Source organism: Pseudomonas sp. PS01270 (assembly GCF_029959775.1).
Classification (GTDB): domain Bacteria; phylum Pseudomonadota; class Gammaproteobacteria; order Pseudomonadales; family Pseudomonadaceae; genus Aquipseudomonas; species Aquipseudomonas atacamensis.
This window is the reverse complement of sequence record NZ_JASCPT010000145.1, coordinates 1-11,718: the sequence shown is the minus strand read 5'-3', so window position 1 is coordinate 11,718 and position 11,718 is coordinate 1. Positions and strand designations below refer to the sequence as shown.

The following is an 11,718-nucleotide window of genomic DNA, read 5'->3' as shown; positions in this document are numbered from 1 at the left end:
CCGAACTCAGCAGTGAAACGATGCATCGCCGATGGTAGTGTGGGGTTTCCCCATGTGAGAGTAGGTCATCGTCAAGATTAAATTCCGAAACCCCAATTGCGAAAGCAGTTGGGGTTTTGTTTTGCCTACGAGAAAGTTTTCAGCCTGCCAATGGGGAAATTCATCCTGAAGTGGATGGCGAGTTTTGGTATGGTGCAGCTCGTTTTTTAACGGACTGATGTCCTGCCTACGGATCGGCACTCATTTATGTCAAAGAGTTGCTGTAGAAATGCCTGAACCAATCCCGATCAAGGATCATGAAAAAGAGACGCGGCTGGTCAACAAACGATTGATCGCCTGCGCTCTGTTTGTCTTCGCCATCAGCTGCGCTCTGGTGGTGCGCCTGTACATCCTTCAGGTCGTGGAATTCGACTACCACTCGACCATCTCCGAAAACAATCGCGTCCATGTCCTCCCGATACCGCCAACGCGTGGATTGATCTACGATCGCAACGGTGTGTTGCTCGCCGACAATCGCCCCAGCTACAACCTGACCATCACCCGTGAGCGTGCCACCGACGTCAATCAAGAATTGGACGAAGTCATCAACTTGCTGCACTTGCCTGCTGAAGACCGCACGGTATTCGACAAGGCGATGAAGCAATCCCGGCATCCGTTCACACCGGTCACCCTGTTTTATGAGCTGACGGAGGAGCAGATCGCTATCTTGGCGGTTAATGAATTTCGTCTGCCGGGTATTGATGTCGAGCCGCAGTTTGTCCGGCACTATCCCCTTGGGGCCCATTTCGCCCATTCGATTGGTTATGTCGGTCGGATCAATGAAAAAGAATCGAAGACGCTCGATTCCGTTGAATACCGAGGCACTCAATCCATTGGTAAAACCGGTATCGAGCGCTTCTATGAAGCGCAGTTGCATGGCCATGTCGGTTACGAAGAAGTCGAAACCAATGCTCAAGGCCGTGTGCTACGGGTACTCAAGCACACCGATCCGGTGCCAGGCAAAAACATTGTCCTGAGCCTCGATGTAAAGCTGCAGGAAGCAGCCGAAGCCGCTTTGGGCGACCGTCGTGGTTCAGTGGTAGCTCTCGACCCGTCCACCGGAGAAGTGCTGGCGATGGTCAGCAATCCGAGCTTCGATCCGAATCTGTTCGTGACTGGCATCAGCTCAAAGGAATATTCAGCGCTGCGCGATTCCATCGACCGTCCGCTGTTTAACCGCGTACTGCGCGGCCTGTACGCCCCAGGCTCGACGATCAAGCCGGAAGTCGCCATCGCTGGTCTGGACGCCGGCGTCGTGACCCCGCAGACCCGCGTATACGATCCCGGCTACTACCAATTACCCGACTTCGATCACAAGTATCGCAACTGGAACCACAGTGGTGACGGTTGGGTGGACATGGACGCGGCGATCATGCGTTCCAACGACACCTACTTCTACGACTTGGCGCACAAGCTTGGCATTGATCGTCTGCACGACTACATGGCGATGTTCGGCCTTGGTGAAAAAGTCTCGCTGGACATGTTTGAAGAGTCCCCCGGTCTGATGCCGTCGCAAGCGTGGAAACGCGCTACACGACGACAGGCCTGGTATCCCGGCGAGACAGTTATTCTCGGCATCGGCCAGGGCTACATGCAGGTCACACCGCTGCAATTGGCCCAAGCCACTGCACTGATTGCCAACAAGGGGATATGGAATCGACCGCATCTGGCCAAGTCGGTCGACGGTGTAGCGCCGGTTGACGAGCACCCGATGCCGAACATTCTGCTCAAGGATCCGCGGGATTGGGAACAGGTCAATCACGGTATGCAGATGGTCATGCACGATGCTCGAGGCATCGCACGAGCGGCGGCTGCGGGGGCGCAATATCGCATCGCCGGCAAGAGTGGTACGGCGCAAGTGGTGGCGATCAAGCAGGGTGAGCGCTACAACCGTGAGAAAACCCTCGAGCGCCACCGTGACAACGCCCTGTTTGTAGGATTTGCACCGGCCGAACATCCAAAGATCGCCATCTCGGTAATGATCGAGAACGGCGAGGCGGGTGGTCGTGTTGCCGGTCCAGTAGTGCGGCAGATCATGGACGCCTGGTTACTCGATCAGGATGGCCACCTCAAGCCGCAATATGCGGCACCGAGCAAAGCGCCGGGCGATCCTCACGTCTGAAGCGTAACGGTTTCACAGCACAGGCTCCCGTAAGTGAGCCTGTGATTACGCACCAGGTACCGGGCAACTCATATCACCTTCCTCACATTTCAAATATTGCTTGAAGGCTTCTACCCGAGCCTTGGTGACGGCTGTGAGACAGCCACTGTAAACCAATGGATAAACACTCCCGCCCGCCACCCCATAAGCCGAAAACTTGCACTCCGCATCCCGAAAGCTGACCCACGCCCGCTGCGCGTTGACCAGCAGCTTCTTTCCGTCCGGGTTGTCCTTCAGGCGTCCGGTGATCTGCTGGTAGATCGTATTCAGTTCCTTGTCTGCCGCTTTGAAGGCTTGCCCCGCGCATTGATTCATCGTCGATTGATCGCTGGCGTTGGCGCAATCAACGGCGGCATGGGCGAAAGGGGCAAACAAAAAAGGCACAGAGGCCAGAAGCAAACGTACTGACATAAGGTTCTCGCTATCTCGAGTGGAAAGAGTGTATCGATTGTTATGTACGTAGTCGGGAGGCCTCAAGCAAGCGGTCCGCAGTGGCGGTGATTTCCTCGCCTTCATGCAACTGCTCCAGCCAGTGCTCGGGGATCGCCCGAGCGCTGTAGTAAGCACCTGCCAACTGACCCACGATAGCAGCCGTTGTATCCGCATCATCACCGAGATTGGCTGCTTTCAACACCGCTTCGGCGAATGTCTGCGTATGGTGAAAGCACCACAAAGCGGCTTCCAGCGATTGGACGCTATAGCCACTGCCTTTTATCTCAGTTTCAGCTTTGTGAAGGTACTCACCCTGAGCAATCGCAACCACCTTGGGCTGGGAAAGCTTGAGCAGTGGCGCCCGGCGAAGCTGTGTTTTCTCCGCACCCTCAAGCGCTCGTGCAATCAGATCAGCCAGCAATTGGCAGCACTCGATTGCCTCCGGCGCCGCATGGGTTGTGCGCGAACTGTCGGCAGCGTGGATCTGGATCTGTCGAGCGTCGGGAAAATAAAACAGCACGACTGGTGCCAACCGCATCAGCGACCCGTTACCAGCAGTCAACGGGTCAGTCGACCCTGCGAAAGGCTCCCCGGTTCGCTGATACTGTTCCAGCGCCTGGCTGACGGTCATGCCGATGTCGAAACATTCACCGGTGGAGCTCAGATATCCCCATTTCCACCAATTGAGATAGCGGCCCATCTGATCTGCCGCGTCGAAACCGTTTTTGCGCAGCAGGCTCTCGGCCAGGCACAGTGCCATTGAAGTGTCATCGGTCCATTGCCCAGGCTTGAGCTGAAACGGGCCACCGCCGACCATGTCGCTCAGCGGCTGGAATGATCCTCGCGGTTGGAACTCAACCGTTGTGCCGACCGCATCGCCGCAAGCCAGGCCGAGGAGGGCGCCGCGATACCGATCGGCAAGAGAGGGCTGCATGATTCGTCCTTGTTTCTGCGGATTCGCTGGAAAGATAACAGGTCATGCGGCGTCGATCACAGAGCGCAAACTACCGCAGAATGTGTCCGCTCGAATCGGTGTCTGCAGCGCTTCGATACAACTTCGCATTGGACATGTGGTCATACAAGCCTAGTGTTCAGAACAGGAGGTGACGTATGAAACCAGTACCTAACAGTTTCGAACGCAAGATCACGCTCAAGGCGTCGCGTTCCCATGTCTGGCGTGCATTGGTCGATGCGGAGGCGTTTGGCCAGTGGTTTGGCGTGGCGCTCGAGGGCCGGCGTTTCATTGCCGGCGAGTGGACGCAGGGTCAGGTCACTTACCCCGGTTATGAACACGTATTGTGGAATGTGCTGATCGAGCGGGTCGAGCCGCAGCAGTTGTTTTCTTTCCGCTGGCACCCGTATGCGGTCAACCCGAAGATCGACTACTCACAGGAGCCGACCACGCTGGTCAAGTTCGAATTGCAGGACTTCGAAGACGGCACACTACTCAAGGTCTCGGAATCCGGCTTCGCGCACATCCCTGATATCCGTCAGAAAGAGGCGTATTACATGGACAGTCGCGGCTGGGAGGAGCAGTTGAGCAGGCTTGAACAGTTTCTCGCCGAAAGCGCCAGGGCTCGTGAAAGCGGCGGTGCCTGACAGGTCTAAGGGTTTTCGGAAGTGTTTGTATGGCGAATGTCTTACACGCGTTGGTAGCTTTTACGACTTTTGCTGATTGGATCCACTGGGTAATCTACACACATCAACTGAGACACAGGGAGTGTTTCAGGATCATGGACGATCGACCATCGCAAGGATCGCTGCCGACAGGGAGTCGATAATGGTCTTGGGAAAAACCCGCTTCGGCGGGTTTTTTTTCGCCTGAATGCAGGAGCCGCCGGAGGCTGCGATCTTTTGATCCTGCTTTTGAAAGCCAAGTCAAAAAGATCACAGCCTGGGCGAATGTCACCCCGTCAAGAAGCAATCAACTGCCGCAATACATAATGCAGAATCCCCCCGGATTTGAAGTACTCAACTTCATTCAAGGTATCAATCCGGCACAAGACTTCAATCTTCTCCTGACGCCCATCCTCGCGAGTGATAACCAGCGGCAGGTTCATCCGCGGCCTCAGCTCGACGCCGGTCAATCCCAGAATTTCAAACGTCTCTTTGCCGGTCAGATTGAGGCTCCTACGGTTCTGATCAAGCTTGAACTGCAACGGCAGCACACCCATCCCGACCAGATTCGAGCGGTGAATGCGTTCGAAGCTCTCCGCAATCACGGCTTTGACGCCCAGCAGATTGGTGCCTTTCGCCGCCCAGTCACGGCTCGACCCGGTGCCGTACTCCTGACCGGCAATCACCACCAACGGCGTACCCGACGCCTGATATTTCATCGCTGCGTCATAGATCGCCATTTTTTCCCCGGTGGGGATGTAAACCGTGTTGCCACCTTCCTCGCCGCCAAGCATTTCGTTGCGAATACGGATGTTGGCAAACGTGCCGCGCATCATCACTTCATGATTGCCGCGACGGGAACCGTAGGAGTTGAAGTCGCGCGGCTCGACGCCTTTTTCCTGCAGGTATCGCCCGGCCGGGCTGTCGATCTTGATGTTGCCGGCGGGGGAGATGTGGTCGGTGGTCACTGAATCGCCGAGCAAGGCCAAAACCCGCGCACCTTTGACGTCTTTGACTTCCGGCAGCGGGCCGGAAATGTCGTCGAAGAAAGGTGGATGCTGAATGTAGGTCGAATCGTCCTGCCAGACGTATGTGGCCGCTTGCGGCACCTCGATGGCCTGCCATTGTTCGTCGCCGGCAAACACTTCGGCGTATTCCTTGTGGAACATCGCCGTATTGACCTGATTCACCGCTTCGGCGATTTCCCGGCTGCTCGGCCAGATATCGCGCAGGTACACCGGATTGCCCTGCTGATCCTCACCCAGCGGTTCGCTGCTGATATCGGTGCGCACGCTGCCAGCCAGTGCGTAGGCGACGACCAGCGGAGGCGAGGCCAGCCAGTTGGTTTTCACCAGTGGATGCACGCGACCTTCGAAGTTGCGGTTGCCGGACAAGACCGACGCGACGGTCAGATCGGCTTTCTGAATGGCTTTCTCGATCGGCTCCGGCAGTGGCCCGGAGTTGCCGATGCAGGTGGTGCAACCGTAGCCGACCAACGAAAACCCGAGCTGATCAAGGTACTGAGTCAGCCCGGCAGCTATGTAGTAGTCGGTGACCACTTTCGAGCCGGGGGCCAGTGAGCTTTTGACCCACGGCTTGCGTGTCAGACCTTTTTCGACGGCTTTTTTCGCAAGCAGTCCAGCAGCCATCATCACGCTCGGGTTGGAAGTGTTGGTGCAGGAAGTGATCGCGGCGATGACCACGGCACCGTTTTTCAGGCGATAGGTCTTGCCCTCGTATTCGTAGTCCGCTTCACCGACCAGATCGGCGTTGCCCACCGCCACGCCGCCACCGCCCTCGCTTTCCAGGCGTCCTTCTTCTTTGCTGGTGGGTTTGAATTGCAGGTCGATGAAATCACTGAAGGCCTGCGCGACGTTCGGCAGGGAGACGCGATCCTGCGGACGTTTCGGTCCGGCCAGGCTTGCCTCGACGCTGCCCATGTCCAGGGCCAGGCTGTCGGTGAACACCGGCTCCTGACCCGGTAGCCGCCACAGGCCTTGAGCCTTGGTGTAGGCCTCGACCAGCTTCACCACTTCCGGCGGCCGGCCGGACAAGCGCAGGTATTCCAGCGTGACATCGTCGACCGGGAAGAAGCCGCATGTCGCACCGTATTCCGGGGCCATGTTGGCGATGGTCGCGCGGTCGGCCAATGGCAGGTCGGCGAGACCGTCGCCATAGAATTCGACGAATTTGCCGACCACGCCTTTCTTGCGCAGCATCTGCGTCACGGTCAACACCAGGTCGGTCGCGGTGATACCTTCCTTGAGCTTGCCGGTGAGCTTGAAGCCGATCACTTCCGGAATCAGCATCGACACCGGTTGCCCAAGCATCGCCGCTTCCGCCTCGATCCCGCCCACGCCCCAGCCGAGCACGCCGAGACCGTTGATCATGGTGGTGTGGGAGTCGGTGCCTACCAGGGTGTCAGGGAACGCGTAGGTGCGGCCATCCTCGTCTTTGGTCCAGACGGTGCGGCCGAGGTACTCAAGGTTGACCTGGTGGCAGATGCCGGTACCCGGCGGGACCACGCTGAAGTTATCGAACGCACTCTGGCCCCAGCGCAGGAAGGCATAGCGCTCGCCGTTGCGTTGCATTTCGATGTCGACGTTCTGTTCGAACGCACTGGCGCTGGCAAACTTGTCGACCATCACCGAGTGGTCGATCACCAGATCCACCGGCGACAACGGATTGATCCGCTGCGGATCGCCGCCGGCCTTGGCCATTGCCGCACGCATGGCGGCGAGATCGACCACGGCGGGGACGCCGGTAAAATCCTGCATCAATACACGGGCAGGGCGGTACTGGATTTCGCGATCGGAGCGGCGCTCCTTGAGCCAGGCGGCGATGGCTTTGAGGTCAGCGCCGGTGACGGTTTTTTCGTCTTCCCAGCGCAGAAGATTTTCCAGCAGGACCTTCAATGACATCGGCAGCTTGTCGAGATCGCCCAAGCTTTTGGCGGCTTCCGGCAGGCTGAAATAGTGGTAGGTCGTGGCGTCGATTTGTAGGGTTTTCAGTGACTTCAGACTATCGAGGGACGGCATTACGATCACTCCTTTGAGTCCGCACGGCTACGGACTGAGGGGACGGGCAGAGCATTAAACCTAGCCCTGTTTTGAGTAGCTGGCTAATAACTGGACTCTATCGGCGCAACCATGGTTCCGACTTCAGCTATCATGCGCCGGTTTTCGTGACAGGCATTGCGGCAACGCAAGGCTTGAGCATCGCGCAGCGGCCGAATGATCGACCGCTGCCCAGGAGTAAGAATGAACACCCTATTCATGCATTGCCGGCCCGGCTTCGAAGGCGAAGTCTGTTCGGAGATTTCCGATCTCGCCGCCCGTCTCAATGTCGCCGGTTACGCCAAAGCCAAAACCGCCACGGCGTGCGCCGAGTTTGTCTGTACCGAAGCGGACGGCGCCGAACGCCTGATGCGCGGTCAGCGTTTCGCCGAATTGATCTTCCCGCGGCAGTGGGCGCGCGGCTTTTTCATCGATTTACCGGAAAACGACCGGATCAGTGTGATTCTCGCGCACATGGCCGATTTTCCGGTGTTGGGCAGTCTGTGGCTGGAAGTGGTCGATACCAATGACGGCAAGGAACTATCGAATTTCTGCAAAAAGTTTGAAGGACCGCTGCGCAAGGCGCTGACCGCCGCTGGCAAACTGGTAGACGACGCCAGCAAGCCGCGTTTGTTGCTGACCTTTAAAAGCGGACGCGAAGTGTTCCTCGGCATGGCCGATGCCGGCAATTCGGCAATGTGGCCGATGGGCATTCCACGCCTGAAGTTTCCTCGCGAGGCGCCGAGCCGTTCGACCTTGAAGCTGGAGGAGGCGTGGCACCACTTCATTCCGCGCGACCAGTGGGAATATCGCCTGCACAGCGACATGACCGGCGTTGACCTCGGCGCCGCGCCGGGCGGCTGGACCTGGCAACTGGTCAACCGTGGCATGCTGGTCACCGCCATCGACAACGGCCCGATGGCTGAAAGCCTGATGGAAACCGGATTGGTCCAGCATCTGATGGCGGATGGTTTCACCTTCAAGCCCAAACAGCCGGTGGACTGGATGGTTTGCGACATTGTCGAGAAACCGGCGCGTAACGCGGCGATGCTGGAAGAATGGATTGGCGAGGGACATTGCCGCGAGGCCGTGGTCAACCTGAAGCTGCCGATGAAACAGCGTTATGCCGAGGTGAAACGTCTGCTCGAGCGCATTGCCGATGGATTCAAGGCACGTGGGATCAAGGTTGATATCGGCTGCAAGCAGTTGTATCACGACCGCGAGGAAGTCACCTGCCACTTGCGCCGCCACGACAGCAAAAAGCCCAAGTCCCGCTAACCGGCAGACGTTGGACGATATTCCCGGCGATGCGCGACAATGCCGGCCAGTTTCTGGAGTAAACCATGAGCGAAATGATCAACACCCCGGTCGACGGCACCCTCGACGCCACCGGCCTCAATTGCCCGGAACCGGTGATGATGTTGCACCAGCACATCCGCGATCTGGTGCCCGGCGGCCTGCTCAAGGTGATCGCCACCGATCCCTCGACCAAGCGCGATATCCCCAAGTTCTGCGTGTTTCTTGACCATGAGCTGGTCAGCCAGCACGAAGAGGCCGGCACCTATCTGTACTGGATTCGCAAGAAGTCCTGAATCAGGGCAAAAAAAAGACCTGCAAATGCAGGTCTTTTTTTATGGGTGATCAACCCGCCGAACGACTGATTCGAATTCGCTTGCGCGCACTGCGTGTCAGACGAATCGACAGCATCAACGCTGCGCAGCTCAAACCGACGATCAAACCCTGCCATAAACCGCTCGGACCGCGTGGCTCGCCGAGCCAATCGGTCAGGCCCAGCGCATAACCGACCGGTAAACCAATCCCCCAGTAGGCGAAGAGAGTCAGGATCATCGTTACCCGAGTATCCTGATAACCACGCAGTGCGCCTGCCGCAGTCACCTGGATCGCATCGGAAAACTGGAACAGCGCCGAATAGACAATCAGCATCGCCGCAATGTGAATCACCGTTGGATCAGCGGTATAGATCGCCGCAATCGGCTCGCGCAGCGCCAGCATCAGGCTCGCCGACAGGCAGGCGTAGGCCAGCGCCGTGCCCATGCCGACTCCAGCGGCAAAACGCGCCTCACGCGGTTCCTCGCGGCCTAGCGCCTGGCCGACACGCACGGTAACCGCCATGCCCAGCGAGTACGGGATCATGAACACCAGCGAGCTGACGTTCAGCGCGATCTGATGCCCGGCCACCACCGTCGCGCCGAGGCTGCCGATCAGCAGGGCGATCACGGCGAAGATGCTCGACTCGGCAAACACCGCGATGCCGATCGGCAAACCAATCGACAGCAGACGTTTGATCACCGCCCACTGCGGCCAGTCGAAGCGGCTGAACAGTTCGCTTGAGCGATAGGCTGGTGCCCAGCGTTCGTAACCGGCCAGGCCCAGCGCCATCACCCACATCACGATCGCCGTGGCCCAGCCGCAACCGACGCCGCCCATGGCCGGTACGCCGAAGTGGCCATAAATGAAGATGTAGTTCAGCGGGATGTTCAATGCCAGACCACAGAGGCCCAACACCATGGCCGGGCGGGTGCGGCCGATGCCATCACTGGTGCAACGCAATACGTGATAGAAGGCCACCGCCGGCAAGCCGCTGGCGATGCCGTGCAGATATTGCATGCACGGGCCGATCAACTCGGGATCGACTTTCATCAGATGCAGGACCGGCTCGGCAGCGATCAGCATCGAGGTGGCGATCAATCCGACTACCAATGCCAGCCACAACGCCTGACGCACGATCGGGCCGATCTCGCTGTGCTTGCCGGCGCCGAAACGCTGCGCGACCTTTGGCGTGGTGGCCAGCAGGGTGCCGGTCATCAACAGAAATACCGGAACCCAGATCGAGTTGCCCAATGCCACGGCCGCCAGGTCCTTGGGCCCGACGCGCCCGGCCATCACCGCATCGACGAAGCCCATGGCCGTGGTCGCCAGTTGCGCGATGATGATCGGCAGGGCGAGGGCGAGCAGGTTTTTCAACTCCAGGCGAATCCGCGCAGGGCGGCTCAGCGAGACGGCGACAGGTTGTTCAGTTACAGGGTTCACAGGCAAAGCGTCCAGAAAGTATTGATGCGCAGAGCGGCGCATTCTACGCCGCTGACGCCTCGGTCAGGAAAAATCCTCTGTTGCGCATTTGTAAGCGCAAACCCTGCTGGCTGATCGACGCGTCAGCACCTAAACTGCCGATCCGCCCAAGGAGCCCGCCATGCTGATTGTTGCCGACGAAAATATCCCGCTGCTCGATGCCTTTTTTGCCGGTTTCGGTGACATCCGCCGAGTGCCGGGCCGCTCCATTGACCGCGCGACGGTCGAGCACGCCGATGTGTTGCTGGTGCGTTCGGTGACCAACGTCAATCGCGCGCTGCTTGATGGCAGCAAGGTGCGCTTTGTCGGCACCTGCACCATCGGCACCGATCATCTGGATCTCGATTACTTCAACGAGGCCGGGATCTGCTGGTCGAGCGCGCCGGGTTGCAATGCCCGTGGCGTGGTCGATTACGTACTGGGCAGTCTGATGACGCTGGCCGAAATCGAAGGCGCGGATCTGACTCAGCGTACTTACGGTGTCGTCGGCGCCGGTGAAGTGGGGGGGCGCTTGATCAAGGTCCTCAAGGGCCTGGGCTGGAATGTGAAGGTTTGCGATCCGCCGCGTCAGGCTGCCGAGGGCGGCGAATATGTCAGCCTCGAGCAGATCATCGAACAGTGCGACGTGATCAGTCTGCATACGCCATTGACTCGCAATGGCGACGACGCGACGTGGCACCTGTTCGATCAACAGCGTTTGCAGCAATTCAAGCCGGGAACATGGCTGATCAACGCGGCGCGCGGCCCTGTGGTGGATAACGTTGCGCTGCGTGAGGTGCTGCTGGAGCGCGAGGACCTGCAAGCGGTGCTCGACGTCTGGGAGAAGGAGCCGGAAGTCGACCCTGCGCTGGCCGAGCTCTGCGTATTGGCCACGCCTCATATTGCCGGTTACAGCCTCGACGGCAAGCAACGCGGGACCGCGCAGATCTATCAGGCCTACTGCGCTTTCAGCGGCCAACCTGCAGCTATCCAGCTCAGCGATCTGCTGCCAGCAACCTGGTTGTCGGAAGTTTCCCTGCACGGTGACAGCGATCCGGCGTGGGCGCTGGCGGTGTTGTGCCGGGGCGTGTACGACCCGCGCCGCGATGATGCGGATTTCCGCCGCAGTCTGGTGGGGAATGTCGCCGAGCAGCGAGCGGCGTTTGACGTGTTGCGCAAGCAGTATCCGGTGCGCCGCGAGATTGAAGGGCTGAAGGTGCGAATTGAAGGTGATGCGCCGGGGTTGCGGCAGATTGTTGAGGCGCTGGGGGCGGTGGCTGTCTGAATCAGCGCTGGCCTTTTCGCGAGCAGGCTCGCTCCCACAGGGGATCTACAGTGCAGCAA

General features: G+C 58.8%; 9 protein-coding genes. 5 read left to right on the top strand and 4 right to left on the bottom strand.

Translation table 11 applies throughout. The features are described 5' to 3' along the window. Window positions 1–268: 268 nt before the first annotated feature. The gene (mrdA, locus tag QMX86_RS24820; RefSeq protein WP_282386610.1) at window positions 269–2,161 is read left to right on the top strand and encodes a penicillin-binding protein 2; all 1,893 of its coding nucleotides are present in this window, start codon (window positions 269–271) and stop codon (window positions 2,159–2,161) included. Between the two features lie 45 nt (window positions 2,162–2,206). Here mrdA and QMX86_RS24815 read toward each other — a convergent pair whose 3' ends face one another. Next, entirely contained in the window at window positions 2,207–2,611 is a 405-nt protein-coding gene (locus QMX86_RS24815) for a lysozyme inhibitor LprI family protein (protein WP_282386608.1), read from the bottom strand. 40 nt (window positions 2,612–2,651) lie between these two features. Next, window positions 2,652–3,566 (bottom strand): ADP-ribosylglycohydrolase family protein, encoded by a 915-nt coding sequence (locus QMX86_RS24810; protein WP_282386607.1) that lies wholly within the window; start codon window positions 3,564–3,566, stop codon window positions 2,652–2,654. 176 nt (window positions 3,567–3,742) lie between these two features. Here QMX86_RS24810 and QMX86_RS24805 point away from each other — a divergent pair, with 176 nt between their 5' ends. Next, a complete protein-coding gene (locus QMX86_RS24805; protein WP_016775506.1) occupies window positions 3,743–4,231 on the top strand; it encodes an SRPBCC family protein in 489 nt (162 codons plus the stop codon). A gap of 314 nt (window positions 4,232–4,545) precedes the next feature. On the opposite strand, the gene acnA is transcribed toward QMX86_RS24805, so the two are convergent. Next, window positions 4,546–7,287, bottom strand: a complete 2,742-nt coding sequence (gene acnA, locus QMX86_RS24800; protein ID WP_282386606.1) for an aconitate hydratase AcnA — start codon at window positions 7,285–7,287, stop codon at window positions 4,546–4,548. 222 nt (window positions 7,288–7,509) lie between these two features. On the opposite strand from acnA, the gene rlmM reads away from it, so the two are divergent. Then, window positions 7,510–8,583 (top strand): 23S rRNA (cytidine(2498)-2'-O)-methyltransferase RlmM, encoded by a 1,074-nt coding sequence (gene rlmM, locus QMX86_RS24795; RefSeq protein ID WP_282386605.1) that lies wholly within the window; start codon window positions 7,510–7,512, stop codon window positions 8,581–8,583. Between the two features lie 65 nt (window positions 8,584–8,648). Continuing rightward, the gene (gene tusA / locus QMX86_RS24790) at window positions 8,649–8,897 is read left to right on the top strand and encodes a sulfurtransferase TusA (RefSeq protein WP_071173066.1); all 249 of its coding nucleotides are present in this window, start codon (window positions 8,649–8,651) and stop codon (window positions 8,895–8,897) included. A gap of 49 nt (window positions 8,898–8,946) precedes the next feature. Here tusA and QMX86_RS24785 read toward each other — a convergent pair whose 3' ends face one another. Next, complete coding sequence (locus tag QMX86_RS24785) at window positions 8,947–10,356, bottom strand: MATE family efflux transporter (RefSeq protein WP_282386604.1); 1,410 nt, start codon at window positions 10,354–10,356, stop codon at window positions 8,947–8,949. A 160-nt stretch (window positions 10,357–10,516) separates the two neighbouring features. On the opposite strand from QMX86_RS24785, the gene pdxB reads away from it, so the two are divergent. Next, window positions 10,517–11,659 carry a 4-phosphoerythronate dehydrogenase PdxB gene (pdxB, locus tag QMX86_RS24780; protein WP_282386602.1) on the top strand — a complete coding sequence of 381 codons (1,143 nt, stop codon included), beginning with the start codon at window positions 10,517–10,519 and terminating at the stop codon, window positions 11,657–11,659. Window positions 11,660–11,718 lie beyond the last annotated feature (59 nt).

Excerpts from the sequence above, each read along its gene's own strand:
- mrdA (WP_282386610.1), top strand. The coding sequence starts at position 269 with ATGCCTGAACCAATCCCGATCAAGGATCATGAAAAAGAGACGCGGCTG.
- QMX86_RS24815 (WP_282386608.1), bottom strand. The coding sequence starts at position 2,611 with ATGTCAGTACGTTTGCTTCTGGCCTCTGTGCCTTTTTTGTTTGCCCCT.
- QMX86_RS24810 (WP_282386607.1), bottom strand. The coding sequence starts at position 3,566 with ATGCAGCCCTCTCTTGCCGATCGGTATCGCGGCGCCCTCCTCGGCCTG.
- QMX86_RS24805 (WP_016775506.1), top strand. The coding sequence starts at position 3,743 with ATGAAACCAGTACCTAACAGTTTCGAACGCAAGATCACGCTCAAGGCG.
- acnA (WP_282386606.1), bottom strand. The coding sequence starts at position 7,287 with ATGCCGTCCCTCGATAGTCTGAAGTCACTGAAAACCCTACAAATCGAC.
- rlmM (WP_282386605.1), top strand. The coding sequence starts at position 7,510 with ATGAACACCCTATTCATGCATTGCCGGCCCGGCTTCGAAGGCGAAGTC.
- tusA (WP_071173066.1), top strand. The coding sequence starts at position 8,649 with ATGAGCGAAATGATCAACACCCCGGTCGACGGCACCCTCGACGCCACC.
- pdxB (WP_282386602.1), top strand. The coding sequence starts at position 10,517 with ATGCTGATTGTTGCCGACGAAAATATCCCGCTGCTCGATGCCTTTTTT.